Here is a 25961-nt window from a genome sequence, read left to right on the forward strand (position 1 = left end):
TGCGGGCCCGGCTGGCCGAGGCCGGGTGGCTGATCGGGTGGTCATCGACAGCGCCGGCACCGGTCCCTGGCACGCCGGCAAGGACATGGACCCGCGGGCTCGCCAGGCCCTGTCCCGGCGCGGTTACCCGGCGCCGCGACATGTCGCGCGGCAGTTCACGGCCGAGGATTTCGCCGGCCGTGATCTGGTGATCGGGCTGGACGCGGGCCACCTGGCCAAGCTCGGCCAGCTGGCCCGGCTGGCCGGTGACCCCAGGGGGGCGGCGGCCTCGATCAGCCTGCCGCGCAGCTATGACCCGGACGCGGTGGCGGCCGGCGAGCTGGACGTCCCGGACCCGTACTACGACGGCGAGCCCGAGTACGAGGCCGCGCTGACCCAGATCGAAGCAGCCTGCGCCGGCCTGGCCCGGCGGCTGGTCGGCAATTACCTGACGGCAAACGACTGGCACATATGAAGTAAGGTTCCTAACGTCAACGGTAGTCGTGTAAACCTACGTGATCAACAATGAACCGTGAGTTTACGGAATCGATAGCAAAGTAGACCCGACCGCATCTGTCTGGCGATTTGTAATCATCGACTTTGATGTGAGGAAGTGCCTTAAGGCCCGCCTGTGCTTCGCCCTCTAAGATCACGTCAGCCGGATCTAGCTTACTGTCAAAAAGCGCGATTTCAATGCCGTATCGCTGTGTTGCCGTATTTTCGATGCTATTGCCGAGCTTGCCTCCAGACTCGTGGTATAGCCGCGCAAGGTCCTCTAGATACTCTAAATGGCGAATCATCCGAGATATATCTGGGTAGTTGCAATTCGGTAGCGAAGCTTTCAACCGGTCACTCATGACGAAGTACGAAGACTCAAGTGCTAGGACCTTCTTAGCGCCCTTGTCCCAGTTAGTTAGGGTGGTGGCTCTCACGCCTTTATCAAGCGCAGATTCCACCTCAAATAGCTGCAGCACGAATTCATCTATTACGTCAATAAAGGAGTCGGTCGTAAGTGAAGGTCCTAAGATGACACAGGGACTGCTTGGTTTAGCTCGTTGATATGCCGCCGTGTAGGGTTTGTGAGTTCGAACATAATCAGTCCAAACTATAAGCGCGTCCGGTGGCGTGCTTGACAGCTGGGCGATTACAGCTGGTCGCCGAGAATCGGGGTTGGGCCTGATATCCAGGTGAATACGAAACAGCCCGCTGGTTAGCTTCAAAGCCTTTTCCCAGTTCCAAGGAAGCTTTTCCTGCTGGCTATCACCACCCAAGAGGACGACAACCCGCTTCCACTTCGGTGCGTTGAGTTCGGGGCTTGCTTTGAAGGAGGATTTAGCGTCGACTAAACCATGGCTGAGGACCATTGCGGCATCTTCAAGGTTAACTGACCAAGTGTCATCCCAACCTATAAGTTGACTCAGGCCTGGCCGAGGATGGTTAATGACTAGTGTTGCGCGTGCGACACCATATAATAGCGAACCAGTAGGGATTTCACAGGTTACCCCCAAGAGAAGCGTACGAACATACTCTTGGCTAGAAAGGGGAAGAGCGGCCCCTAGCCTCAAGATATCTTCCTTCGAGGGAGATTCGAGCGGAGCAACGAAACCGGGCGCAGATAGTAATGCTTGACGTGCCCAAAGGGATTCACTTGAGCTAAGTAGCGGCAGCGTAAGCCCGCTAACAATTGAGCTAGGCAGCAAATCTACGGCTTGAGGCAGGATGAGGGGCTTCTCGCTAGGCACTGCGATACGCTTGACGGTGAACTCAGCTGAACCGGTAGCCGCGCGTGGGACTGTTACCCTCCTCTCGGATAGGTCGGTTAGCGTGTGCACAGTTATTCCTCGAAGAAATAGCCCGCTGGAATGGCCAACCTTTGGAGTTCACTGATGGGCATGCGATCAATTGCACGATGTAAAGCACTCCGCAAGCCGCTTACCTGCTCATTTGGCATTTTTTCGGAGTGTGGACTACTGCCTGACTCATCAGTGGTTCCGACGTGGGGTGTAGTCTTTTGTCGAAGATATGCAGTCAGGAGCGTTTCGTAAGTCTCGCGAAGAGAACTGCTTATTAATGGGATAGCGATTCTGTCATTACTTTGGTCAGCACTTGGCAGTGTTCCCTCACCCTCACTGGAGTCAATGTTTACAGTAATGGGCGGCTCCTGCTGCTGCTGCCACTTCTCTGCTTCGGCACGCACAAGGGAATTACGGAAACGCGCAAAACGCGCTTGATAATCAGGAATTCCATGAAGAAGTGCGAGGAATACTTTTTCTGGACGTGCAGTTTGAAGTGCAGCGAGGAGCAACTCGCGTAATTTATCATCGCCAACCTTCGTGGCAAATTCGCGCATCCACTCAAGTTGTTGGTGTATAGGGATAGCAGATACCGGAACGTACCTCGTAGGCTCAGCCGCTACCGATGCTCGGCTTGCCGCACTGCGTTCGGGTTCGAGCGGTACTGCTTCTGTCGGAAACCAAAGGAAGCGATCTTGTTCCTTATCATAATAGCGTGATAAGTTCGGCGTCCAATCAGTGAGCGCGCGCCACAGGTCGCTGCGAATCCGTCGCTCAGCTTGAGCTGATGAGGGTTGTGAATCGCCGATCAATCGGACTGCAATATCACCTTGCCGAGAGTCATCTAATGTAATCATACCGCGGTCTTCCGCTATCGCAAGAAAATCGCGGAATCGTTTACATCCAACCCTCGCAGGAGTAAAGCCGCCGTATGTGAATCGGCCCATAGCGAGTCGAACTTCGCTTGCTGTAGGGGCACGTTCAGATGACGATAAACTTGAAACCGCTTTGGGCAAAACCTCTAATGCCTCAAGCAGCGCGGCTTCTACAAGATCTGGTTGGGGGACATCCATTGCTACTCCTTAGTTAAGAACAGGTTAGAGAGTTTAAAAACTCTCTAACCTGTCATAGCTTTGGAAGTAGCACCGGCTTCAGAAACAATCAGCTCTGCTTCCCCGCAGGGGTCCGAATCGCTGGTTAGGGTACCTACTGCGCATCAGTAACCACAACTATCGGACTGGCTGGTTGCCCACACCTCGTCGCCTTCCTCCCCAAAGGAAACGAAGCTTCAGCACTCTCCATGGGCAGTATGCCGGGCGGCGTACCTGGAAGTCAAGGAGCTCCGCTTACTTAGGGCACACCTACATACATTACCGACATCGTCTTAAGGCGATCCTTCACCGTCGCGATCAGTTGCTCAACCGTAGGGCTGGCCGCAGCCATTAGGCTTGCCGGGATTCGGCGAGACGCAAGCAGATGCGTCGCCGGCGAGTTCGGCAGAGAAGAGATTCCGACGTGCGACCAGGTGGCCAGCCCAACATGCAGCAGCTGATGAAGCAGGCGCAGAAGATGCAGCAGCAGCTTGCCGAAGCTCAGGCCGAACTTGCCGTCACCGAGGTGGACGGCTCGGCCGGTGGCGGCATGGTCAGCGCCAAGGTGACCGGCAGCGGCGAGCTGCTGGCGATCACCATCGACCCGCGGGCGGTCGATCCCGACGACGTCGAGACCTTGCAGGACCTGGTGGTCGCCGCCGTCCGCGACGCCACCCGACAGGCCAGCGCGCTCGCGGCCGACAAGCTCGGCCCGCTGACCGGTGGCATGGGCGGCCTCGGCGGGCTGGGCATTCCCGGCCTGTGATGTACGAGGGCGCGGTCCAGGATCTGATCGACGAGCTCGGCCGGCTGCCCGGCATCGGTCCCAAGAGCGCGCAGCGGATCGCCTTTCACCTGCTGGCCGCCGAGTCGGTGGACGTCGACCGGCTGGCCGCGATCCTGCGCCGGGTCAAGGCCGAGGTGAAGTTCTGCCGGGTCTGCGGAAACGTCACCGACTCCGACGAGTGCCGGATCTGCCGTGACACCCGCCGGGACCCCACCGTGATCTGCGTGGTCGAGGAGCCCAAGGACGTCATCGCGGTGGAGCGCACCCGGGAGTTCCGCGGTCGCTATCACGTGCTGGGCGGCGCGATCAGCCCGATCGACGGCATCGGCCCGGACGACCTGCGGGTGCGTGAGCTGTTGCAGCGGCTGTCCGACGGCACGGTCACCGAGCTGATCCTGGCCACCGACCCCAACCTCGAGGGCGAGGCGACCGCCACCTACCTCGCCCGGCTGATCAAGCCGATGGGCGTCACCGTGAGCAGGCTGGCCAGCGGCCTTCCCGTGGGCGGTGACCTCGAGTACGCCGATGAGGTGACCCTCGGGCGGGCCTTCTCCGGCCGGCGAGCTGTCGAGTAGGCGATGAGCCCCGAGCGCGGGGGTGCGGGAGCCGACGGGACGTCGCGGTGGCCGGCGCCGGATTCGCAGCCGTCCGCTCTGCCGGGCTCGCAGCCGTCCGCTCCGCCGCCGGCCTGGCCGGTCCGGCAGCTGCATCCGGTGCCGTTGGCGGCGCACGCCCCTGCTCCACCGGCCGCGCTCCGGCCGGGTCGCCGCCGGCGTGGCTGGCGGCTGGCGCTGGCCGCGCTGCTGTCGGCCGTGCTCGCCGTCGCGCTGGGCCTGCTGGCCCTGGACCGGCACGCCGAGCGGTCCAGTCCGGAATCGGTTGCTCGCAGCTACTTCCAAGCCCTGGCCGACGGCGACGCCCCGGCCGCGCTGGCCCTGGCCGCGGACCCGCCGCGCGGGCAGTGGCTGACCAGCGTGGTGCTGGGACAGCAGTTGCGGCTGGCGCCGCTTGCCGACATCTCGGTTCGGCCGGCCAGCCGGCTCGGCTCCACGGCCACGGTCGAGGTGCGTTACCGGCTGCTGTTCGGCTCCGGCGCCCGATCGGTCTCCGACACGGCGCGGCTGACCCGCCGTGGCTCGTCCTGGTGGATGAGCCGGGTGGCCAGCACGGTGCGTGTCACCGCCGGCTCGCCGGGGGCCGACCGGCTGCGGCTGGCCGGCCGGAAGCTGCCTGCCGCGGCCGTGATGCTGTTTCCCGGCGCGCTGCCCCTGGCCGCCGACCCGCCGGGTTTGCGGGTGCGCGACACCGGCCCGGCGTCGGGCGCCGGTGACCGGCTGATGGTCCGGCTGGCCGACGCCGAGCTGCTGGCCAAGGTCGCGGTGTCGATGTCAGCGGCGCTGCGCGCGCAGGTCGAGCAGGCGGTGGACCGGTTGCTGGCCGGCTGCCTGAAGGGCTCGAACGACCCGCTGTGCCCGCTGCCGGGCTCGGACCGGCCGGTCCCGGGCTCGCTGCGCGGCAGCGCGCCGCTGATCAAAACCGTCACACCCCGGATCGCGCTGGCGGCGGCCCAGCCCGGGGTGGTCAGCGTTCGCGCGAGGGTGCCGGTGCAGGGCAGCTGGCAGGTCTGGGACTTCGAGAACCAGGCGGTTCGGCGGACCGGCAAGGTGACTGTCGAGGTCAGCGCGCGGGTCGCCCTGGACCGGCCCGCCGTTGCGCGCTGGGACCCGCCGTGAAGCGGCGGCCCGCGGCAGCCCTGATGGCAGCCCTGACGGCAGCCCTGATGGTGGCGGCGCTGCTGCCGGCGCCGGCGGTGGCCGCTCCCGGACCGCCGATGGCTCCGCAATGGTGGTTCGACACCTGGAAGGTCCCTGCGCTGCGGGCGGCCGGCGCGGACGGGCGGGGCATCACGGTCGCGGTGATCGACTCCGGCGTGCAGGCCGACATCCCCGAACTGCGCGGCAAGGTGCTGCCCGGCGCTGATTTCATCGGCAACGGCAGCGACGGCCGTATCGACTATGACAATGACGCGTTCTCACACGGCACCGCGATGGCCTCGCTGATCGCGGCCGGTAAGGGCTTCGCAGACATCGAGGGACTGGTGCCGGCGGCCAAGATCCTGCCGATCGCGGTGCCGCTGGTGAACGTGGTCCGGCGGGGCGAGCCGCCCAAGAACAGCACCGCCAGAGCGATCAGGCACGCCGCCGACAACGGCGCCCGGATCATCAGCATGAGCTTGGGCGGGCCGCGGTCCGAGCACCGGCACCAGCTGCCGTGTCCGCAACCGATCCAGGACGCGGTGCTGCACGCGCTCGGCAAGGGCGTGATCGTGGTGGCCGCCTCGGGCAACTCCGGCGACTCCGGAAACCCGGTGGAGGAGCCCGGGGTCTGCCTCGGCGTGGTCTCGGTCGGCGCGGTGAACGCCCGGCTGGAGGTCACCGACTTCTCCTCCCGCCATCGCTACCTGAGCGTCACGGCTCCGGGAAGCAACATCGCGACGCTGACCCGCGAGCCGGGCACGGCCTACGCCGAGAGCGGCACCTCCCACGCCACCGCGATCACCTCGGGGGCGCTGGCCCTGATCTGGTCGAAGTACCCGCGCGAGAGCGCCCGCCAGATCCTGACCCGGTTGCTGGCCACCGTCACCGACCGCGGGCCGAAGGGGCGTGACCCGGCCTACGGGTTCGGCGTGATCAACCCGGCTGCCGCCATCGCCGCCAGCCCGGCGGTGGCGGCCGGTCCGAACCCGGTGCTGGACGCCGCCGCGCCGCTGCTGGCGCTGTCGCGGGCCCGCGCCAAGCCACCCAGCCCGCTGACGGTCACCAGCCGCCCGGACGCGGCGCTCGGCGAATACCGGATCGGCGACCGGCCGGCCGAGCTGGACCAGAGCGTCTACCTGCCGGCGGCCGGTTCGGCTGTGTTCGGCGTCCTGGCGCTCGTCCTGCTGATCGCCGCCCTTCGACGGCGCCGGCGGCACCGGCGGGCGACCGCGATTCGGCGGTCGCCGCTGCCGGGGACGCCTGGGTGAGGGTGCGATCCGCGCAGAGAATAGAGGGGACGTCTCCGAGGCCTGGCTGTTCAAGCACGCCGTTGCTCAGCGAACGGTCGGAAACGCCCCGTGTCTCTACAGTTACTCCGGGTGACCCATCCTGCGCAAGTTTCTTCCTTGCCCCATGCGGGATTCGTGATCGTCAGGCGGGTCAACGGGTCCGGGCGATCCGGTTCACCGCGCTCATCACCGCCCGCAGCGAGGCGCCGACGATGGATTCGCTGATCCCGACACCCCACAGCACCTCATCGCCGACCTCGATCTCGAGGTAGGCGGCCGCCTCGGCGTCGCCGCCGGAGGTCAGCGCGTGCTCGGAGTAGTCCAGCACCCGGACGCCGATGCCGCCCAGCCCCATGTCGGGCTCGGAGATCGCGCTGCAGAACGCGGCGATGGGCCCGTTGCCCACCCCGGAGACCGGCCAGTCGCGACCGAAGGCGGTGACCACCGCGCGCACCCGGTCCACGCCGTCCTGCGATGAGGTGGAGAAGGACTTCAACACGAAGGGCGCGTCCACCCGGAACAGGTACTCGGACTCGAAGATCGCCCACATCGCCTCGGCGTCGACCTCGCCGCCCTCGCCGTCCACCACCTGCTGGATGACCTGGCTGAACTCGATCTGCAGCCGGCGGGGCAGGTCCAGCTTGTGCTCGGTCTTCATGATGTAGGCGACGCCGCCCTTGCCGGATTGGCTGTTGACGCGGATCACCGCCTCGTAGGAGCGCCCGACGTCCTTGGGGTCGATCGGCAGGTACGGAATCGTCCACGGCATCTCACCGACCGGCTTGCCGGCCTCGGCCGCGGCCCGCTCCAGCGCGTCGAAGCCCTTCTTGATCGCGTCCTGGTGCGAGCCTGAGAACGAGGTGTAGACCAGGTCGCCGGCGTAGGGGTGCCGCTCATGCACCTCGATCCGGTTGCAGTACTCCGCCGTCCGGCGGATCTCGTCGATGTCGGAGAAGTCGATCTCGGGATCGATGCCCTGGCTGTAGAGGTTGAGCCCGAGCGTGACCAGGTCGACGTTTCCCGAGCGTTCGCCGTTGCCGAACAGGCAACCCTCGATCCGGTCGGCGCCGGCCAGCATCGCCAGCTCGGCGTCGGCGACCGCGGTGCCCCGGTCGTTGTGGGTGTGCACCGACAGCGCGATGTGCTCCCGGTCGGGCAGGTTCCGGCTCATCCACTCGATCTGGTCGGCGTAGACGTTGGGAGTGGAGCGCTCGACCGTGCACGGCAGGTTCAGCACGATCTCGCGACCCGCCTCGGGCTGCCAGACGCCCATCACCTCCGAGCAGATCTCCAGCGCGTAGTCCAGCTCGGTGTCCATGAAGATCTCGGGGGAGTACTCGTAGCCGAACTCGGTGGCTCCGGATCCGGACTGCAGGTAGTGCTCGGCGTACTTCAGCACCGCCCGGGTGCCGTCGACGGCGATCGCGGTGCACTGCTCGCGGCCGTCGCCCCCGAAGCCGAAGACCACCTGGCGGAACACCGGCGCGGCGGCGTTGTAGAGGTGCACGGTGGCCCGGTGCGCGCCGACCAGTGACTGCACCGTTCGCTCGATGAGCTCGTCGCGGGCCTGGGTCAGCACCGAGATGGTGACGTCCTCGGGCACCCGGTCGGAGTCGATCAGCTCACGGACGAAGTCGAAGTCGGTCTGGCTGGCAGCCGGGAAGCCGACCTCGATCTCCTTGTAACCCAGCCGCACCAGCAGGTCGAACATGGCTCGCTTGCGGGCGGCGTTCATCGGATCGATCAGTGCCTGGTTGCCGTCACGCAGGTCGGTCGAGAGCCAGCGAGGCGCCCGGGTCAGGGTGGCCGAGGGCCACTGCCGGTCCGGCAGGTCGACGGCGGGAAAGGGGCGGTACCGGTGCGCCGGCATGGCCGTGGGCTGTTGGGTGCTGCGGCGGCCGGCGGCGGGGACATCGGCGGCGGGGACACCGGCAGCGGGGATGGCGGGATGCATGGCAGAACTCCTGAGAGGCGCGGGAAGGTGTGCGGAGAAAGGGGAGAAAAAGCCGGCACAGCACTTCGCCCGCGACGAGGGGCCGACTGGACGCCGATCCGCAGCCTCAGCTGCGGCGGCCTAACGTCCCAGTGCCTCGTCGCGGCCGCGAAGGAGGAGCAGCGCGCGCATGGTGAGCCCAGGCTACCTGGTCGCGCTGATATTCTGCAGGGGCGTGGGCACCGTGATTGTGGTGCTCCCGCTCCGCGCCCCGATCCGAAAGACGGCCGATTACCTGTGGAACTCGAGTCAAACGGACTGAAAGCGCTCTACCGCAACCGCTTCGACAAGGAGTCCGAGCAGCGCCAGGAGACCTGGGACGTGCTGTGCAAGCACTTCTTCCAGCAGTGGGTCCCCGCCGACGCCGTGGTGCTCGACCTGGCCGCCGGGCACTGCGAGTTCATCAACAACATCCGGGCCGCCCGCCGGATCGCGGTCGACCTGAACCCCGATGTCAAGGTCCGGGCCGCCAGCGGTGTCGAGACGCACGTGCTGCGCTCCGATGACATGGTCGACATCGCCGAGCAGTCGATCGACGTGGTCTTCGTCAGCAACTTCTTCGAGCACATCAGCCGCGAGGCGATCCTCGCGACGCTGGTCGAGGTGCGCCGGGTGCTGCGGCCCGGTGGCCGGCTGCTGGTGCTGCAGCCCAACGTCCGCTACTGCGCGCGGGACTACTGGCAGTTCTTCGACCACATCACGCCGGTCGATGACCGCGCCCTCACCGAGGCGTTCGCGGCCACCGGGTTCGACGTGATCAAGAACATCCCGCGGTTCCTGCCCTACACGACCAAGAGCCGGCTGCCCAACGGCCCGGCCCTGGTCAAGCTCTACCTGCGGGTGCCGCTGGCCTGGCGGGTGCTGGGCGCGCAGGCGTTCATGGTGACGACCCCGAAGCAGGACTAGCAGCGCGCTCCGCCGGTGGCTGCCTTGATCCGGTAGATCTTGCGGCTTCCGAAGGCCGCGGACCGGGCGAGCGGGCCGTCGGCGGCCAGCGCCCTGGCCACGGTCGGGGCGTCCAGCCGGACCGCCGGGTTCTCGATGTCGGTCACGCCGTAGCGCCGGGCCACTTCGAGGATCTCGGCCAGCGAGCCGGTGGGCAGCGCGACGGTAGCGACGCCGGTGGCCTGGTTGACCTCCCACGGCTGGCGGGTCATCAGCACCACCGGGCGGCCGAGGCAGCCGGCCTCGGCCTTCAGCGGCGCGACCAGCGCGGCGGCAGCCTGGCCGATGCCGTTGTTGTGCCGGATGGTGGCCCGCGAGTGGTGGGCCACCGAGGTCAACGGGTAGCCGACCAGCAGGACGCAACAGATCGCGGTCAGCGCCGGGTTCAGCCTCAGCCGGGCGAGCTGGACGACCGCGAGCACCAGCAGGATCGGCACCCCGGTGATCATCACCTTGACGATGGCGCCGCCTTGGGCGACCGCCGGCACGATGAGGGTGTTGAGGAAGAAGACCGCGAGCAGGAATCCGACCGGCGCCAGCCAGCTCGAGCGCAGCGCCGGCAGCGCCGCGGCCAGCCGCAGCCGGCCCGGCCGTGCCGGCTCCACCCGCCGGCCGTCCCGGTGCACTGCCAGGCTGCCGATGAGCAGCAGCACCAGCACCGAGACGATCGGGCTCATCGCCTGGAACACCGCCTCGAGCTGCAGGTCGATCAGGTGGCCGCGGAGCGCGAAGAACTGGTTCAGGCCGCCTTCGAACAGCGCGCCCGGCGAGCGCTCCACCTGCGGGGCGAACAGGTTCTCGTAGTCGGCGATGAACGGAAAGGACGCCGCGGCCGGTGGCACCGGCGAGCCGAAGTGCGAGAGGTTGGTCAGCAGGTAGGGCGCCGACACCACCAGGTAGCCGGCCAGCAGCAGCCCGACCCGCAGGTAGACCCGGCTGTGCTCGTGCCACAGCAGCGCCGCGACGCCGAGCACGACGCACAGCAGCAGGCCCTCGCTGCGCGACATCGCGGCCAGCCCGGCGAACGCCCCGGCCGCCGCCCACAGCGCGGTCCAGCGGCGGGCGTAGATCGCGGCCGCCATCGCCGGCAACGCGAACGCGCCCAGGTAGATCGCGCTCTCGGCCTGCATGGCGTAGGCGGAGACCACCGGCTGCACCAGCGCCGCGGCCGCGCTGACCGCCGGCACCCACGGGGCGTCGCTCAGCGACCGGGCCAGGGCGTAGGCGCCGGCGCACATCAGCACGATCAGGGCGACGTTGAGCTCCAGCGCTGCCGGCAGGCCCGGTCGGTGGCGAAGGACCAGGGCCATCAGCTGCGACGGCAACGGCAGCCAGTAGTCGAAGGCGTAGTGGTGCAGCGGGGTGTCGGGCACCAGGAAGTGCCACACGTAGTCGATGACAGGTCCGCGTCCGGCCGCGATGTTCTCGGCCACCCCGTAGCTGAAGGCAGGGTCGGCGTGCCCCGGAAAGCGGGCGCTGTGCGCCACCGACACCCGGTAGCCGCACACCAGCGCGGTCAGCAGCAGCGCACCGAGGGCCGCCAGCAGCTCCACCCCGCGAGGGGTCAGGCGCAGCTGCCGCCGGCTGGCCGCCGGCTGGTCGCCGGTAGGCCGGTCAGGGGCTGCCCCAGCTGGCCGGTCAGAAGTGTCTACCAGCTCCGGATCGGTAGCCACCCGCTCACCGGCGGCTGTTCCAGCCGGCTCAGCAGGACTAGCGGGCTTCAGCACCGTGCACCGCCGGTGGTCGCCCGGATCCGGTAGATCTTGCGGCTGCCGAAGGCGGCTGATGTGACGAACGGCCCTCCCTTGGCGAGCGCTGCGGCCATTGTGCGCTCATCGAGACGAACGGCGGGGTTCTCGATGTTCGTCGCGCCGTACTTCAGGGCCATGTCGAGGATCTCGGCAAGCGAGCCGTTGGGAATCATCACGGTCGCGAATCCGGTGCCCTGGTTGTCCTCCCAGGGGTTGCGGGTCATCAGCACAAGACGACGATTCAAGCAGGCCTGCTCGGCCTGCATCGGCTTGATCAGTGTGGCGACGTTGCTTCCCACCACATTGTTGTGGCGGACTGTCGCCCGGCTATGACGCGCGACGGACAAGAGCGGAAAAACGATCAAGGCCAGACAGCAGACGACGGTCACCCGTGTTGTCACCACGCCGCGGCCGAGTTGGACCAACGCGGCCACCACGAGGATGGGTACGCCGGCCACCATCGTTTTGATGGTCGCGGCGCCTGACCAGCTCGGTGCGACCAGCGCTGTGGACAGCAACGCGGCGACCAGGAAACCCGCGGGAACCAACCAGTCGGACCGCAGCACGCCCCGAGCCCACGACCACGACCGCAGTGGCGTGGCTGCACCGCGGCGACTGCCGAACGCGGCGCCGCCGATCAGCAGCAGTCCCAGGATGGCCGTGACGGGGTCGAGCCTGCTGAACGCGACCGCGAGCACCGAAGGGATGCCGCGCAGGCGGGACAGGAAGAATTCCTGCACTCCGCTGCCCAGCAAGTTGGACAACGTATGCGGCACGTGCGGGGCGAACAGGTTCTCATACGAGGTGATGAACGGAAACGACGATGAGGCGGGCGGTGTCGGCGTGCCGAACTGCGAGAAGTTGCGGCTCAGGTACGGAACCGACACCGCTAGGTAGCCCAGCAGCAGCAAGCCCACCCTGACGAACCAACGGTTGCGCTCGTTCCATGCGAAGGCGGCCAGGCCGAGTACCGCGCACAGCACGAGCCCTTCGGTGCGGGACTGGGCGGCCAATGCACCCAACACCCCTGCTACCGGCCACAGCAGGACCAGTCGGCGGGCGTAGATCGCGGCAGCCATGGCCGGAACGGCGAACGCGCCAAGATAGACTGCGCTCTCGGTCTGCATCACGTAGGACGAGACCACCGGCTGCACCAGCGCGACGACAGCGCTGACGGCCGGCACCCAGGGGGCGGCGCTCAGCGCCCTGGCCATCGCGTAGGTGCCGACGCACATCAGCACCACCAACGCGATGTTGAGATTCAACACCGCGGGCAGGCCGCCTCCGGATCTGAGCGCCAGCGCCATCAGCTGGGACGGCAGCGGCAGCCAGTAATCGAAGGCGTAATGGTGCAGCGGGGTGTCCGGCACCAGGAAGTGCCACACATAGTCGATGTTCGGGCCGCGTCCGGCGTGGATGTTCTGGGCCACCCCGTAGGCGAAAGCCGCGTCGGCGTGGCCGGGATAGCGAGCGTCGCGGGCCACCGACATCCAGTAGCCGCACACCACCGCGGTCAGCAGCAGCGCGCCCAGGGCCGCCAGCAGCTCCACCCCGCGAGAAGTCAGGCGCGCCTGCCGGCGTCGGCCGCCCGCCGCGAGGGTCGGCCGGTCAGCGTCGGCCGTCTGAGCCTCAGCAGCCGACTCGGCCGGCCCGACGCGCTCGGGATCAGCGGGACGGTTCGACCGACCCGCTGCGTCGGTCGGCGGCACGGCAGGGTGTGTGGCGCTCTACAGCCGGCCGTCGGCGACGGCCTCGGTGACCCACGGAATGACCTCGTCCAGCATCTCGTCCAGGCTGGTGGTGCACTCGAAGCCGAGCACCTCGCGGGCCTTGGCCACGTCCGGAACCCGCTTCTGCACGTCGTACTCGTAGGCCGGGTCGCAGACCAGGTTCAGGGGGACGTCGCCCTTGATCTTCTTCCAGATCACCGCGGCCAGCTCCCGGACACTGGTGCTCTCCGGGGTCGAGATGTTGAAGTCGTTGTTGAGCGCGGCGTCGTGCGACATGCACTCGACGATGCCCTTGGCCAGGTCGCCGCCGTAGGTGTAATGCCTGATCTGGTTGCCCTCGCCCAAGATGTGCAGCGGGTCCTGACCCTTGACGATCTTCTGCACCAGGTCCGGGACCACGTGGCTCATCGCCAGCTTGACGTTGCCCGAGGCGATCTCGACGTCACCGAGAGCGCGGCCCTCGCCGATGCCCACGCAGTTGAACGGGCGGATCACCGTGTAAGGCAGCTGGTACTGGTCCCAGGCGGCCTTGGCGAAGTACTCCACGGCCAGCTTCTGGAAGCCGTAGGAGGACAGCGGCGGCGGGATCTTGCGCTCGTCGCCCTCCTTGGACGGCCAGTGCTCGGTGGACTCGAACACCATCGAGGACGACAGGTAGGTGACCTTCTTGAGCTTGCCGTTCTGGTGGGCGGCGATCGCGGCGTCGCAGGAGGAGGCCATGATCCGCTCGTTGGTCGCCAGCAGGTCATAGGCGTAGGCGTGGAAGTAGGAGATGCCGCCGATCAGGGCCGCGCCGGCGATGAAGTGGTCACAGTCGGACAGCAGCTTGGTCATCAGCTCGACGTCGCGGGCGTCGCCCTCGACGAAGTGGTAGTCGGGGTGGTTGTCGTATGATTTCACGACCGGCCCGTACTTGGAGTAGTTGTCGATGCCGACCACCGAATAACCGCGGCGGAGCAGCTCTTCGACCACGTAACCACCGATGAATCCGGCCGAGCCGGAAACCATGACCTTCTGCTGTGCTGCCTGGTCCTGCTGTGCTTCCAATGAGTTGGCGCTCACGAGTTCTGCTTTCCCTTTGTCGGTTTGTTGTTCTGCTGGGCGATGGCCGCCGCCGCGCGGGCGACCTGCTCCTTGGTCAGCTGGGGTCCGAAAGCGAATCGGTACCACCGCAGGTAGCGCGGTATCCAGGCGGCGAGCTTGAAATTCGACTCGCCGAGCGTCCGATCGAGCCAGATGGTGGGCACCTCGGCGACCGGACGGCGCAGCCGGCGGGCCTTGGCGGTCAGCTCCAGGCCGATCTCGAAGCCGCTGCGGCTGTCGATGCCGACCTCGCGGACGAACTCGGTGGAGAAGGCCTTGAAGCTGTTGGTGGCGTCGCGGGTGCCGACCCGGCCCAACGTGCCCAGCGAGCGCCCGGCGGTCTTGGACAGCATCGACTTGAACATCGGGCCGCCGACCTGCTGGCCGCCGGCCGAGTACCGCGAGGCCGCCGCCACCACCACGCCACGGTCCACCAGCCGCGCCAGCTCGTCGATCTGGCGCGGGTCGTCGCTGCCGTCGGCCATGGTGACCACCACGACCGGGTTCTTGACCTGGTCGATGCCGTACCGGATCGCGTTGGCGGGCCCGCGGCCGTAGGTGTTGATCAGGGTGTGCAGCCGTGGCTCGCGCTCGGCGTAGGCGCGCAGCACCGGCACCGTGCTGTCCTCTTCGAAGTCGACCACGACCAGGATCTCGCACTCGGACTCGACGGCGTCGAAGATCCGGTCCAGCACCGGGATGATGGCCTCACCCTCGTTGTAGGCCGGGATGACGACCGAGATCGCCAGGCTCATGTCTGCTCGCTCATACGACGGTGCCCTGTCCGAGCAGGTTCCAGACGTCGGCCACCGGCAGGCTGGTGACCAGGTCGCGGTACTGCTTGTGCGGCGCGCCGATGATCAGCAGGTCGACGTTGGCCAGCACGTGCTCCAGCGACTCGAGGTTGGCATCGACGCTGACGTACGGGTCGGTGCACAGCACCTGCTTGGCCCTGAATTCAAGAATCCGCTTCAACTTGTAGGACAAACTCGATCGGATGTCGTCGCTCTCGCCCTTGAACGCCATGCCGAGGATGCCGACCCGGAGGTTGGCCAGGTCGTACTTGGCCTCCAGCTTCGAGACCAGGTAGAGCGGCAGTCCCTCGTTCACCAGCATCGCCGAGTGGCCCAGGATGAAGGAGTTGTCGGTGAAAGCCGCCAGCTGCATGGTGTCCTTGAACAGGCAGGGCCCGGCGGCGAAGCCCGCGCCGGGCATGTCGGCGGCCCGCGGGTAGTCATGGGCCAGCGCGCCGCGGATCCGGTCGAAGTCCAGGCCCTGGTCGTTGGCCATCACGTAGAACTGGTTGGCGGCGGCGAACTTGATGTAGCGCCAGGTGTTGGTGAACAGCTTGGCGAGCTCCGCCTCTTCGGGCGTGAGCTCGACGATGCTGTTGGTCAGGTTCGCGAACAGCGCTCCGGCGCGCGAGAGCACCGGCGCCGACCGCGCCGAGACGATCTGGGGCAGCGAGAACAGCTCCTCCATCGCCTTGCCCTCGGCGATGCGCTCGGGGCAGAAGGCCACGTCGATGTCGATGCCCTCGGCGGCCAGCAGCTTCTCGACCCGCTGGGTGACGCCCGGGTAGACGGTGCTGCGCAGCACCAGCAGCTGGCCGGGCCGAAAGTGCTGCTTGCACTCGTCCAGGGCCCGCGGCACCGCGTGCGGGTCCGGGTTGAGGTGCTCGTCCACCGGCGTGCCGATCACCACCACGATGTGCTCGCCGCGGCTGACCACGCTCGGGTCGACGGTGGCCTCGAGCCGGCCGGCCGCCAGCACCCGCTGCAGCACCTCGGTGGCGCCGTCCTCGCGGAACGGCAGCTCGCCGGACAGGATGGTCTTGACCGCCAGCTCGTTGAGGTCATAGATGCCGACGCGCAGCCCGCGGTCGGCGAAGGCGATCGCCAGGGGCAGGCCGACGTGGCCGCCGCCACCCACCACCACGACGTCGAAGTCGAAGCCGCTTGCGCGAGAGTCGGTTGACATTCGTTAGGTATCCGATCCTCAAGCCGTCTGAGTCACTTTCCTGATGCCGTCTTTCCGGCACGGTCGCGGACAAAGTGTATCCGGGCGGCGCCGTTGCACCCTAAAGCGCGCCCGGGACGGCGGTTCAGCGGTGGGTCACCAAGGCTATGTTATAGTCATAGTGACTAATTCATTGAGAGCATGACATCGGTAGAACGGCGTCTCGCCGCGGCCCTGACACGTGCCTCACACGACGGTGGTCAGCGAGGAGTTCGCGATGCCCGACGTACTCGACTGGCTGGGCAGCCCTGCCTTCACGGCCTTCGGCGCACCCACCTCCAACGCGGAGCTGCTGGGGTTCGTCACCGGCGTGCTGTGCGTGTGGCTCGTCGCGCGGCAGCGGGTCCTGAACTGGCCGGTGGGCATTGCGAGCTGCCTGTTCTTCATCCTGCTGTTCACCGACGCAGGGCTCTACGGCGACGCCAGTCTGCAGGTCGTGTTCATCCTGCTCGGGCTGTGGGGCTGGGCGCGGTGGCTGGCCGGCCGTCGCAGCACCGAGAAGATGCCGGTCAGCCGCTCGTCGCACCAGGAGTGGCTCGGTTACGCCGTAGCCCTCGTCGTGGGCGCCGCTGTCATGTGGGCCTTCCTCGATCAGTTCACCTCCTCGACCGTGCCGCTCGCCGACGGGCTGACCACGACGCTCTCGCTCATCGCCACCTATGGCCAGATCAAGAAGCGCGTGGAGTGCTGGTACTTCTGGATCGCGGCGGACCTCGTCTACATTCCGCTCTACCAGCACAAGGGCCTCACGCTGACCGCGCTGCTCTACATCGGCTTCGCCTGCCTGTGCGTCTACGGCCTGCTCGACTGGCGGCGCTCGGAGCGCACCGAGCGCTCGGTCGAGGTTCTCCCGCTGACCACCGCTGCCCAAGGCATGGCATGACTGCCTTCGCTCACGGGTTCGTCCTGGGCAAGTTCTACCCGCCGCACGAGGGTCATCACCTTCTCGTCCGGACCGCAGCCGCGCAGTGCGACCAGGTGACCGTGCTGGTCATGTCGTCACAGGGGGAGTCCCTCCCGCTCACCGACCGCGTGGCGTGGATGCGCGCGGTGCACGGCGAGACGCCACAGGTGACCGTGCTGGGAGTGGTGTGCGACTGCCCGCTCGACCTCGGCTCGGAGGTCGTGTGGGAGGCGCAGGTCGCGGTGATGCGGGCAGCGCTGAGAAACGCCGGACGGCCTGCCGTGGACGCGGTCTTCAGCAGCGAGTCCTACGGCGACGAGCTGGCAGCCCGGCTCGGCGGCAAGCACGTGTCCGTGGACCCTGCGCGGGTGCAGATGCCGGTGTCGGGAACGGCATGCCGCGCCGACCTCGCCGCCATGTGGACCCGGCTGCACCCGGTCGTGCGCCAGGGGCTCGCGGCACGCGTAGTCGTCGTCGGCGCTGAGTCGACCGGCACTACCACGGTGAGCCACGCGCTCGCCCAGCGGTTTCGAGACCGCGGTGGAGTGTGGGCCTCGACGGGTTGGGTGCCCGAGTTCGGCCGCGACTTCACCGTCAGGAAGTGGGACGAGGCGAAGGAGCGGGCTCGAGCAGCCGGCCGGCCCGAGCCCGAGATGACCGAGCTGGTCTGGACGGCTGATGACTTCGCCCTCATCGCCGCTCGGCAGACCGCGCTCGAGAATGCCGCAGCGGCAGCGAGTTCTCCCCTGCTGGTCTGCGACACCGATGCCTTCGCTACAAGGGTGTGGGAGTACCGCTACCTCGGCGCAGGGAGCTCTGGCTCCCACGAGGCTGCCAATGAGGCCCTTCCTCGCCGTGACGTTTACCTGCTGACCGACCACCGGGGTGTGCCGTTCGCCCAGGACGGCCTCCGCGACGGGGAGCACATCCGGGCTGACATGACCGGCTGGTTCGTTGAGGCACTCACGGCCGCCGGTCACTCCTGGGTCCTGCTCAGCGGGACCCTCGAGGAGCGCATCGATCTGGCCACGCGAGTCGTCAACCAGATGCTGGTCCTGCGCTCCACCTTCGCCGGACCCCTTCCATGGGCAGCGGCCTCATCCACCAATCCGTCCACGACGCCAGAGCTGACGGCATGAGCACAAAGACCCCGAGCACTCGGCAGGGCGAGGACGCCTTCCTCGCGTCCTACGACCCGAGCCAGTACCCCACGTTCGCCTTGACGGTCGACCTCACCATCTTCACCATCCGCAACGGTGCCCTGTGCGTCCTGCTCATCGAGCGCGGTGACCACCCCTACAAGGGTTTCTGGGCGCTGCCCGGCGGCCACGTCGTCCACTCGGTGGAGAATGCCGAGACGGCAGCGATCCGCGAGCTCGGTGAGGAGACCGGCCTCGACTGGGGCAGCCTCGGCGCGGGCCACCTCGAGCAGGTCCGCACCTACAGCGACCCGGACCGCGACCCGCGCGTCAAATCTGGTCTGCACGTCGCCTCGATCGCCTACTTCGCCTTAGCTCCCGACCTGCCAGACCCGCGGGCCGGGACCGACGCTTCGGCGGCGCGCTACTGGCCGGTGGCCGATCTGGACCTCGCGACGCAGGCCCGCCACTGGCAGGACCGCAGCGCGTACCCCGGAGACGCCCCCGCCTTGGCCTACGATCACGCGCGGATCCTGTCCGACAGCCTGGAACGGGTGCGGGCGAAGCTGGAGTACACCACCTTGGCTACGCGGTTCGTCAGTGAGCCCTTCAGTCTCAACGACCTGCGCCGGGTCTACGTGGCCGTCTGGGGAGCAGCGCCTGACCTGGGCAACTTCCGCCGCAAGGTGCTAAGCACCGAGGGGTTCGTGCGCCCTGCTGCGCAGAAGGCCGGCTCATCGGCCAGCGACCGGGGCGGCCCGCGTCCGATGCTCTATCTCCGCGGCGAGGCGGCCCTGCTGCACCCGGCGATGTTGCGCACCCCGACCTCCGTTCACGAGTGCTGATCCGCCCCGCATCCCCCTTGGCGTTCTCGTCGTGAAAAGGTAGAACAGGTACTGAAATCGTTGTCCAAACCGCTGAAGAGCAACCGGAAGGTACGCAATGACGCGCTCGCTAACCAACTTCATCAACGGTGAGCAGGTTCCGGCCGCCGACGGACGCACCCTGGACGTGACGAATCCGGCAACCGGGCAGGTCTACCTCAGCTCGCCGGTGTCCGGCCCCGAGGACGTCGACCGGGCCTACCAGGCGGCGGCGACCGCCTTCGAGAGCTGGCGCGACACCACCCCCAGCGAGCGGCAGCAGGCGCTGCTGAAGTTCGCCGACGCGGTCGAGTCGCGGACCGAGGAGCTCATCGCGGTCGAGAGCGAGAACACCGGCAAGCCGATCGGGCTGACCCGCAGCGAGGAGGTCCCGCCGATGGTGGACCAGATCCGGTTCTTCGCCGGCGCGGCCCGGGTGCTGGAGGGCCGCTCGGCCGGGGAGTACATGGCCGGTCACACCTCCTACGTCCGGCGCGAGCCGGTCGGGGTGTGCGGTCAGGTGACGCCGTGGAACTACCCGATGATGATGGCGGTCTGGAAGTTCGCCCCGGCGCTGGCCGCCGGCAACACCGTGGTGCTCAAGCCGTCGGACACCACGCCGGCCTCGACGGTGCTGCTGGCCGAGATCGCCGCCGAGTTCTTTCCGCCCGGCGTGTTCAACGTCGTCTGCGGTGACCGCGACACTGGCCGGGCGCTGATCGCCCACCCCACCCCGGCGATGGTCTCGATCACCGGTTCGCCCCGGGCCGGCATGCAGGTGGCCGAGGCCGCGGCCAAGGACCTCAAGCGGGTGCACCTGGAACTGGGCGGCAAGGCGCCGGTGGTGGTGTTCGACGACGTCGACGTCGAGGCCGCCGCCGAGGCGATCGCGGTCGCCGGCTACTTCAACGCCGGCCAGGACTGCACGGCCGCGACTCGGGTGCTGGCCCCGGCCGGCTTCGCCGAGGAGTTCGCCGCAGCGCTGGCCGAGCAGGCCAACTCCACGAAGACCGGCGCCGCCGATGACGACGACGTGCTGTACGGGCCGCTGAACAACGCCAACCAGCTGCGGCACGTCTCGGGCCTGGTGGACCGGCTGCCCGAGCACGCCACGGTGCTGACCGGCGGCCACCAGCAGGGCGAGGCCGGCTACTTCTACTCCCCGACGGTGCTGTCCGGGCTGCGCCAGGACGACGAGCAGATCCAGACCGAGATCTTCGGCCCGGTCATCACGGTGCAGGCCTTCACCGACGAGGACGAGGCGATCCGGTGGGCCAACGGCGTCGAGTACGGCCTGGCGTCCTCGGTGTGGACCCGCGACCACGGCCGGGCGATGCGGGTCTCGCGCCGGCTGGACTTCGGCTGCGTCTGGGTGAACACCCACATCCCGCTGGTCGCCGAGATGCCGCACGGCGGTTTCAAGCACTCTGGCTACGGCAAGGACCTGTCGATGTACGGACTGGAGGACTACACCCGGATCAAGCACGTCATGCACAACATCGATTTCTGAGGGCGGCTCTAGAATCAGGGGCAAGCCCGCAGACTTGGAGACCGCCATGACCGAAGGCCCCGCCCCGATCGAGCAGCAGCGGATCCTCAGGACCGCGATCCCGGGACCGCGCTCGGCCGAGCTGCACCGGCGCAAGGCCAGCGCGGTGTCGGCCGGGGTGGGCGTCGGGCTGCCCGTCTACATCGAGCGGGCCGGCGGCGGCGTCCTGGTCGACGTCGACGGCAACCAGCTGATCGACTTCGGCTCCGGCATCGCGGTGACCACGGTCGGCAACGCCGCGCCCAGGGTCGTCGAGCGGATCCAGGCCCAGGCCGCCGACTTCACCCACACCTGCTTCATGGTCACCCCGTACGAGGAGTACCTGGCCGTCTGCGAGGCGCTCAACGAGCTGACCCCGGGCAGCGGCGAGAAGCGCTCGGCGCTGTTCAACTCCGGCGCCGAGGCGGTCGAGAACGCGGTGAAGGTGGCCCGCTCGTACACCGGGCGGCAGGCGGTGGTGGCCTTCGACCACGCCTACCACGGCCGGACGAACCTGACGATGGCCCTGACGGCGAAGAACATGCCGTACAAGCACCGGTTCGGGCCGTTCGCCAGCGAGATCTACCGGGTGCCGATGGCCTACCCGTTCCGCTGGCCGACCGGGCCGGAGAACTGCGCGGACGAGGCTTTCGAGCAGTTCACCAGCCTGGTGCACGCCCAGATCGGTGAGGACAACACCGCCGCGGTGCTGCTGGAGCCGATCCAGGGCGAGGGCGGCTTCATCGTCCCGGCGCCCGGGTTCGTCCGCCGGATGGCGGACTGGTGCGCCGAGCACGGCATCCTGTTCATCGCCGATGAGGTCCAGACCGGTTTCTGCCGCACCGGCGACTGGTTCGCCTGCGAGTTCGAGGACGTGGCGCCCGACCTGATCACCACCGCCAAGGGCATCGCCGGCGGGCTGCCGCTGTCGGGCCTGACCGGTCGGGCCGAGGTGATGGACTCGGTGCACAGCGGTGGCCTGGGCGGCACCTACGGCGGCAACCCGGTGGCCTGCGCCGCGGCGCTGGGTTCCATCGAGACCATGAAGGCCGAGAACCTCAACGCCCGGGCCAAGCAGATCGAGGCGCTGTGCGTGCCGCGGCTGCAGCAGCTGGCGGCCAAGTACGAGCAGATCGGCGACATCCGGGGCCGGGGCGCGATGCTGGCGATCGAGATGGTGGCCGGCGCCGGTGACCTGAGTCCGAACAGCGTGCTGACCGGCAAGGTCAACGTCTACTGCCACTCCCAGGGGCTGGTCACGCTGACCGCCGGCACCTACGGCAACGTGCTGAGGTTGCTGCCCCCGCTGGCCATCGGCGACGAGCTGCTGAACGAGGGCCTCGACATTCTCGAGCAGGCCTTCGCCACCGCCCTCTGAGCTGCTGCGCACGCCGTCGGGTGGCTGCCTGACGCACCCGAGCGGAACTCGCGGGTGCAGTGCCGCAGTCACCGGCCGTTTAGACTTGCCGGGTCACCGTTTGCCGGGGGACGCCTGTCTGGAGGAAACACGTTGGGACTCGTCGTGCAGAAGTACGGCGGCTCGTCGGTCGCTGACGCGGAGCGGATCAAGCGGGTCGCCGAGCGGATCGTCGCCACCCGGCGCGCGGGCCATGACGTGGTCGTCGTGGTCTCGGCCATGGGCGACACCACCGACGAGCTGATCGCGCTGGCCGAGCAGGTCGCGCCGGTGCCCTCGGGCCGCGAGTTCGACATGCTGCTCACCGCCGGCGAGCGGATCTCGATGGCCCTGCTGGCGATGGCGATCCACTCGCTCGGATACTCCGCCGAGTCCTTCACCGGCTCGCAGGCCGGGGTGCTGACCACCCCGGTGCACGGCAGGGCCCGGATCCAGAGCATCACCCCCGGCCGGGTGGAGAGCTCGGTGGCCGCGGGCCGGGTCGCGATCGTGGCCGGCTTCCAGGGCGTCTCGCCCGACACCAAGGACATCACCACGCTGGGCCGCGGCGGTTCGGACACCACCGCCGTCGCGCTGGCCGCCGCGTTGGGCGCCGAGGTCTGCGAGATCTACACCGACGTCGACGGGGTGTTCAGCGCCGACCCGCGGATCGTGCCCAACGCGCGCAAGCTGGACACCATCAGCTACGAGGAAATGCTCGAGATGGCCGCCTGCGGGGCGAAGGTGCTGATGCTTCGCTGCGTGGAGTACGGCCGGCGCTACGGCGTCCCCATTCATGTCCGTTCGTCGTTCTCGAACCTGGCGGGCACGCTCGTCGCCGGGGCTATGGAGGATCTCACCGTGGAACAGGCCATCATCTCCGGCGTCGCGCACGATCGCAGCGAGGCCAAGGTCACCGTGGTGGGCGTGCCGGACAAGCCCGGCCAGGCCGCGGCGCTGTTCAAGGTGCTCGCCGAGGCGGAGCTGAACTTGGACATGATCGTGCAGAACATCTCGACCAAGGGCACCGGCCGGACCGACGTGTCGTTCACGCTGCCCAGGACCGACGGCGCGATCGCCGTGCAAGCCTTGACCAAGGTGCAGCAGCAGGTCGGCTTCGAAGAGCTGCTCTATGACGACCACGTGGGCAAGCTGTCGCTGATCGGGGCCGGCATGCGCTCGCACCCAGGCACGTCGGCGACGTTCTTCGCCGCGCTGGCCGACGCGGGGGTGAATGTGGAGATGATCTCGACGTCCGAGATCCGGATCTCGGTGGTCACCCGCGACACCGACCTCGACGTCGCGGTGCGCGCCGTGCACGACGCGTTCGGGCTCGGCAGCGAGGACGAAGAAGCCGTCGTCTACGGAGGGACCGGTCGATGACCACTTCTCAACCGGCTGCCAACCCGCCCTCGGCCCAGCCCGGTCTGCGGATCGGCGTGGTGGGCGCCACCGGCCAGGTAGGCACCGTGGTCCGCCAAATCCTGATCGAGCGGAGCTTCCCGGTCGCCGACATCAGGTTCTTCGCCTCGGCCCGCTCGGCCGGCACCACCTTGGAATGGCAGGGCCGCGACGTCGTCGTCGAGGACGCTGAGACCGCCGACCCGGCCGGGCTGGACATCGCGATCTTCTCGGCCGGCGCCTCGACCTCGAAGCTGCTGGCGCCGAAATTCGCCGCCGCCGGCGTGACGGTGATCGACAACTCCTCGGCCTGGCGGATGGATCCCGACGTCCCGCTGGTGGTCAGCGAGGTCAACCCCGAGGCGCTCGGCGAGGTGCGCAAGGGCATCATCGCCAATCCGAACTGCACCACGATGGCGGCGATGCCGGTGTTGCGGCCGCTGCACGCCGAGGCCGGGCTGACCCGGCTGGTCGCCTCGACCTACCAGGCTGTCTCGGGCAGCGGGATGGCCGGCGTGGACGAGCTCGACTCGCAGCTGCAGAAGGCCGGCTCCGGGGCGGCGGCACTCACCCACGACGGCTCCGCGCTCGACCTGGGCGCGCCGGTGAAGTACCGGCGTCCGATCGCGTTCAACGTGCTGCCGCTGGCCGGCTCGATCGTGGACGACGGCTCGTTCGAGACCGACGAGGAGCAGAAGTTTCGCAACGAGAGCCGCAAGATCCTCGGCATCGCCGACCTGAAGGTGTCGGGCACCTGCGTTCGGGTGCCGGTCTTCACCGGGCACTCGCTGTCGATCAACGCCGAGTTCGCCGAGCCGCTGTCGGTGTCCCGAGCGCTGGAGCTGCTCGGCGCCGCGCCGGGCGTCGCGCTCAGCGAGATCCCCACGCCGCTGCAGGCCGCCGGCCAGGACCCCAGTTTCGTCGGCCGGATCCGGCAGGACACCAGCGTGCCGGACGGGCGTGGCCTGGCGCTGTTCGTGTCCAATGACAACCTGCGCAAGGGCGCGGCGCTCAACACCGTGCAGATCGCGGAGCTGATCGCGGCCCAGCGAAGCTGAATCGGGCCCAGCGAAGCTGAATCGGGCCCAGCGGCCGGACTGAGGCGCGCGGCGGCCTAGGAGGGCTGCACCTCGGGCAGCGGCCCGTTCCACGGGTACGGCTCGATCTGTTGCAGCAACCGGCTGCGCCGGCGCCGGTTCAGGTGGTCGATGTAGAGGGTGCCGGCCAGGTGCTCGGTCTCATGCATCAGGCAGCGGGCCAGAAAGCCGGTGCCGGTGACCTCGGCCGGCTCGCCCCGCAGGTCCTGCCCGGCCACCGTGACCTGAAAGGGCCGGGCGATCTCGGCGTACGGGCCGGGCACCGATAGGCAGCCCTCGTCGCTCTTGTCCTCCGGGCCCGCGGTGGCGATGATCCGGGGGTTCACCAGGTGGCCCTTGTGCTGGACGCCCGCATGGTCGTGGCAGTCATAGACGAACACCGAGAGCCCGACGCCGATCTGGGTGGCGGCCAGCCCGACCCCCTCGGCCACGTACATGGTGGCGAACATGTCCTCGATCAAGCTGGCCAGCGCCTCGTCGAAGTCGGTGACCCGAGTGGTGGGGGTGTGCAGAACCGGGTTGCCGACGATGACCACCGGACGGGCGCGACCTGACATGGTCGCTGATTCTAGGCGGGGTCCTCGGTCGGCTGTCAGGCCGATCTGGCTGTCAGGCCGATCTGGTAGACAGTTGACCGGGCACGGCGCCCACACGAAAGGACGCCAATCATGGTCACTGCGATGCGATTGTCCGAGCGGATCGACGTCGTCAACGACGAGTTCACTGATCGGGTGAAGTCGACGCTGCTCGCTCGGCTGCCGAGCCTGAGCACCGAGGTCCTGGAATGGCTCGTCATGGAGCATTACCAGTTCTCCTTCACCAACGTCGAGTTGCTCGGGGTCGCCAGGGACGCGACGGCCAAGCTCGCGAACCCGGGTGTCGCGATCGAGTTGCAGCGAAACATGGAGGAGGAGAACGGCCACGCCGCGATGTACCGGCGAGCCATGCGGCTCATCGGCACCGATGTCGACGAGCGGCAGGAGTTTCCGCCCACCAGCGACTTCTTCGTCAAGGTCCGGGACTTGTCCGGGCCCGCTGCCTCGCGTGCTCTGGGTGCGCTGTACGCCACCGAGACGGCTGCCATCTTCGAGCACCAGGTCTTCTACGCGATCTGTGAGGAGATCTGTGCCCGGCGGGACGTCGCATACCAGGGATCGCTGATCAAGAAGTTCCACGACATCCACCTCGACGAGGGCGTGGAACAGGGACACAAGGACGGCCTGGCAGCATTCGTCGACGAGCCCGGCCCGGCCGGCGCCACCGGTGAGCCGATCGACAGCGCTGAGCTGGAGCAGGGCGCCTACGACGCGATCGCCGCGATGACGACCTGGTGGGACGCGCTGCTCGCCGAGGTGGACAGGAAATCGAAGGCGGCCTGAGCGGCAGGCGGACCCGGCTCAGTGCGGCTGGGCGAAC

Annotated in this window: 23 protein-coding genes; 14 read left to right on the forward strand and 9 right to left on the reverse strand. The window is 67.8% G+C overall.

What is annotated here, in order from left to right:
- Positions 1 to 25 precede the first annotated feature (25 nt).
- On the forward strand, positions 26 to 454 hold the full coding sequence (locus tag VF557_03600; GenBank protein HEX8079271.1) for a low molecular weight protein-tyrosine-phosphatase: 429 nt from the start codon (positions 26 to 28) through the stop codon (positions 452 to 454).
- 16 nt (positions 455 to 470) lie between these two features.
- Here VF557_03600 and VF557_03605 read toward each other — a convergent pair whose 3' ends face one another.
- Positions 471 to 1343: a hypothetical protein gene (locus VF557_03605; protein HEX8079272.1), complete on the reverse strand. Its 873-nt coding sequence runs from the start codon at positions 1341 to 1343 to the stop codon at positions 471 to 473.
- Between the two features lie 470 nt (positions 1344 to 1813).
- A complete protein-coding gene (locus VF557_03610) occupies positions 1814 to 2845 on the reverse strand; it encodes a UPF0158 family protein (GenBank protein ID HEX8079273.1) in 1032 nt (343 codons plus the stop codon).
- A 466-nt stretch (positions 2846 to 3311) separates the two neighbouring features.
- On the opposite strand from VF557_03610, the gene VF557_03615 reads away from it, so the two are divergent.
- From VF557_03615 to VF557_03630, 4 genes are read left to right on the forward strand one after another with little or no spacing between them, the layout of a single operon-like run.
- On the forward strand, positions 3312 to 3629 hold the full coding sequence (locus tag VF557_03615; GenBank protein HEX8079274.1) for a YbaB/EbfC family nucleoid-associated protein: 318 nt from the start codon (positions 3312 to 3314) through the stop codon (positions 3627 to 3629).
- The gene (recR, locus tag VF557_03620; GenBank protein ID HEX8079275.1) at positions 3629 to 4225 is read left to right on the forward strand and encodes a recombination mediator RecR; all 597 of its coding nucleotides are present in this window, start codon (positions 3629 to 3631) and stop codon (positions 4223 to 4225) included. Before VF557_03615 ends, recR begins: the two co-directional genes overlap by 1 nt.
- A gap of 3 nt (positions 4226 to 4228) precedes the next feature.
- Positions 4229 to 5383: a hypothetical protein gene (locus tag VF557_03625; GenBank protein ID HEX8079276.1), complete on the forward strand. Its 1155-nt coding sequence runs from the start codon at positions 4229 to 4231 to the stop codon at positions 5381 to 5383.
- Positions 5380 to 6675 carry a S8 family serine peptidase gene (locus tag VF557_03630; protein ID HEX8079277.1) on the forward strand — a complete coding sequence of 432 codons (1296 nt, stop codon included), beginning with the start codon at positions 5380 to 5382 and terminating at the stop codon, positions 6673 to 6675. Before VF557_03625 ends, VF557_03630 begins: the two co-directional genes overlap by 4 nt.
- A 172-nt stretch (positions 6676 to 6847) precedes the next feature.
- Here the strand turns inward: VF557_03630 and leuA are convergent, their stop codons facing one another.
- Positions 6848 to 8650 (reverse strand): 2-isopropylmalate synthase, encoded by a 1803-nt coding sequence (gene leuA, locus VF557_03635; GenBank protein HEX8079278.1) that lies wholly within the window; start codon positions 8648 to 8650, stop codon positions 6848 to 6850.
- 276 nt (positions 8651 to 8926) lie between these two features.
- On the opposite strand from leuA, the gene VF557_03640 reads away from it, so the two are divergent.
- Positions 8927 to 9595, forward strand: coding sequence for a class I SAM-dependent methyltransferase (locus tag VF557_03640; protein ID HEX8079279.1), 669 nt, complete (start codon positions 8927 to 8929; stop codon positions 9593 to 9595).
- Here the strand turns inward: VF557_03640 and VF557_03645 are convergent.
- From VF557_03645 to VF557_03665, 5 genes are read right to left on the reverse strand one after another with little or no spacing between them, the layout of a single operon-like run.
- A complete protein-coding gene (locus VF557_03645) occupies positions 9592 to 11307 on the reverse strand; it encodes a hypothetical protein (GenBank protein ID HEX8079280.1) in 1716 nt (571 codons plus the stop codon). The two genes, VF557_03640 and VF557_03645, sit on opposite strands and share 4 nt — an antisense overlap.
- A gap of 47 nt (positions 11308 to 11354) precedes the next feature.
- The gene (locus VF557_03650) at positions 11355 to 13094 is read right to left on the reverse strand and encodes a hypothetical protein (GenBank protein ID HEX8079281.1); all 1740 of its coding nucleotides are present in this window, start codon (positions 13092 to 13094) and stop codon (positions 11355 to 11357) included.
- Positions 13095 to 13112: 18 nt separating this feature from the next.
- A complete protein-coding gene (locus VF557_03655) occupies positions 13113 to 14177 on the reverse strand; it encodes an NAD(P)-dependent oxidoreductase (protein HEX8079282.1) in 1065 nt (354 codons plus the stop codon).
- Positions 14174 to 14953 (reverse strand): glycosyltransferase family 2 protein, encoded by a 780-nt coding sequence (locus VF557_03660; GenBank protein ID HEX8079283.1) that lies wholly within the window; start codon positions 14951 to 14953, stop codon positions 14174 to 14176. Before VF557_03660 ends, VF557_03655 begins: the two co-directional genes overlap by 4 nt.
- Positions 14954 to 14963: 10 nt before the next feature.
- Positions 14964 to 16178 carry a nucleotide sugar dehydrogenase gene (locus VF557_03665; GenBank protein HEX8079284.1) on the reverse strand — a complete coding sequence of 405 codons (1215 nt, stop codon included), beginning with the start codon at positions 16176 to 16178 and terminating at the stop codon, positions 14964 to 14966.
- Between the two features lie 235 nt (positions 16179 to 16413).
- Here VF557_03665 and pnuC point away from each other — a divergent pair, with 235 nt between their 5' ends.
- From pnuC to VF557_03700, 7 genes are all read left to right on the forward strand, one after another.
- Positions 16414 to 17100 (forward strand): nicotinamide riboside transporter PnuC, encoded by a 687-nt coding sequence (pnuC, locus tag VF557_03670; GenBank protein ID HEX8079285.1) that lies wholly within the window; start codon positions 16414 to 16416, stop codon positions 17098 to 17100.
- The gene (locus VF557_03675; GenBank protein HEX8079286.1) at positions 17097 to 18260 is read left to right on the forward strand and encodes an AAA family ATPase; all 1164 of its coding nucleotides are present in this window, start codon (positions 17097 to 17099) and stop codon (positions 18258 to 18260) included. Before pnuC ends, VF557_03675 begins: the two co-directional genes overlap by 4 nt.
- A complete protein-coding gene (locus tag VF557_03680) occupies positions 18257 to 19105 on the forward strand; it encodes an NUDIX hydrolase (GenBank protein ID HEX8079287.1) in 849 nt (282 codons plus the stop codon). Before VF557_03675 ends, VF557_03680 begins: the two co-directional genes overlap by 4 nt.
- Positions 19106 to 19202: 97 nt before the next feature.
- Positions 19203 to 20633, forward strand: coding sequence for a gamma-aminobutyraldehyde dehydrogenase (locus VF557_03685; protein ID HEX8079288.1), 1431 nt, complete (start codon positions 19203 to 19205; stop codon positions 20631 to 20633).
- 46 nt (positions 20634 to 20679) lie between these two features.
- Positions 20680 to 22029, forward strand: a complete 1350-nt coding sequence (gene gabT, locus VF557_03690; GenBank protein ID HEX8079289.1) for a 4-aminobutyrate--2-oxoglutarate transaminase — start codon at positions 20680 to 20682, stop codon at positions 22027 to 22029.
- A gap of 132 nt (positions 22030 to 22161) precedes the next feature.
- The gene (locus VF557_03695; protein ID HEX8079290.1) at positions 22162 to 23430 is read left to right on the forward strand and encodes an aspartate kinase; all 1269 of its coding nucleotides are present in this window, start codon (positions 22162 to 22164) and stop codon (positions 23428 to 23430) included.
- Entirely contained in the window at positions 23427 to 24506 is a 1080-nt protein-coding gene (locus VF557_03700) for an aspartate-semialdehyde dehydrogenase (protein HEX8079291.1), read from the forward strand. The genes VF557_03695 and VF557_03700 overlap by 4 nt, the downstream gene beginning before the upstream one ends.
- Before the next feature lie 56 nt (positions 24507 to 24562).
- Here the strand turns inward: VF557_03700 and def are convergent, their stop codons facing one another.
- Positions 24563 to 25102 carry a peptide deformylase gene (gene def, locus VF557_03705; protein ID HEX8079292.1) on the reverse strand — a complete coding sequence of 180 codons (540 nt, stop codon included), beginning with the start codon at positions 25100 to 25102 and terminating at the stop codon, positions 24563 to 24565.
- 111 nt (positions 25103 to 25213) lie between these two features.
- Here def and VF557_03710 point away from each other — a divergent pair, with 111 nt between their 5' ends.
- Entirely contained in the window at positions 25214 to 25924 is a 711-nt protein-coding gene (locus VF557_03710; protein HEX8079293.1) for a hypothetical protein, read from the forward strand.
- Positions 25925 to 25961: the final 37 nt, after the last annotated feature.

Source organism: Jatrophihabitans sp. (assembly GCA_036389035.1).
GTDB lineage: Bacteria > Actinomycetota > Actinomycetes > Mycobacteriales > Jatrophihabitantaceae > Jatrophihabitans_A.

Bases quoted from the DNA above. Each gene is read 5' to 3' on its own strand.
- VF557_03660 (HEX8079283.1), bottom strand. From the start codon at position 14,953: ATGAGCCTGGCGATCTCGGTCGTCATCCCGGCCTACAACGAGGGTGAG.
- VF557_03665 (HEX8079284.1), bottom strand. From the start codon at position 16,178: ATGTCAACCGACTCTCGCGCAAGCGGCTTCGACTTCGACGTCGTGGTG.
- VF557_03680 (HEX8079287.1), top strand. From the start codon at position 18,257: ATGAGCACAAAGACCCCGAGCACTCGGCAGGGCGAGGACGCCTTCCTC.
- leuA (HEX8079278.1), bottom strand. From the start codon at position 8,650: ATGCATCCCGCCATCCCCGCTGCCGGTGTCCCCGCCGCCGATGTCCCC.
- gabT (HEX8079289.1), top strand. From the start codon at position 20,680: ATGACCGAAGGCCCCGCCCCGATCGAGCAGCAGCGGATCCTCAGGACC.
- VF557_03700 (HEX8079291.1), top strand. From the start codon at position 23,427: ATGACCACTTCTCAACCGGCTGCCAACCCGCCCTCGGCCCAGCCCGGT.
- VF557_03615 (HEX8079274.1), top strand. From the start codon at position 3,312: ATGCAGCAGCTGATGAAGCAGGCGCAGAAGATGCAGCAGCAGCTTGCC.
- VF557_03675 (HEX8079286.1), top strand. From the start codon at position 17,097: ATGACTGCCTTCGCTCACGGGTTCGTCCTGGGCAAGTTCTACCCGCCG.
- VF557_03710 (HEX8079293.1), top strand. From the start codon at position 25,214: ATGGTCACTGCGATGCGATTGTCCGAGCGGATCGACGTCGTCAACGAC.
- VF557_03625 (HEX8079276.1), top strand. From the start codon at position 4,229: ATGAGCCCCGAGCGCGGGGGTGCGGGAGCCGACGGGACGTCGCGGTGG.
- recR (HEX8079275.1), top strand. From the start codon at position 3,629: ATGTACGAGGGCGCGGTCCAGGATCTGATCGACGAGCTCGGCCGGCTG.
- VF557_03610 (HEX8079273.1), bottom strand. From the start codon at position 2,845: ATGGATGTCCCCCAACCAGATCTTGTAGAAGCCGCGCTGCTTGAGGCA.
- def (HEX8079292.1), bottom strand. From the start codon at position 25,102: ATGTCAGGTCGCGCCCGTCCGGTGGTCATCGTCGGCAACCCGGTTCTG.
- VF557_03605 (HEX8079272.1), bottom strand. From the start codon at position 1,343: ATGGTCCTCAGCCATGGTTTAGTCGACGCTAAATCCTCCTTCAAAGCA.
- VF557_03685 (HEX8079288.1), top strand. From the start codon at position 19,203: ATGACGCGCTCGCTAACCAACTTCATCAACGGTGAGCAGGTTCCGGCC.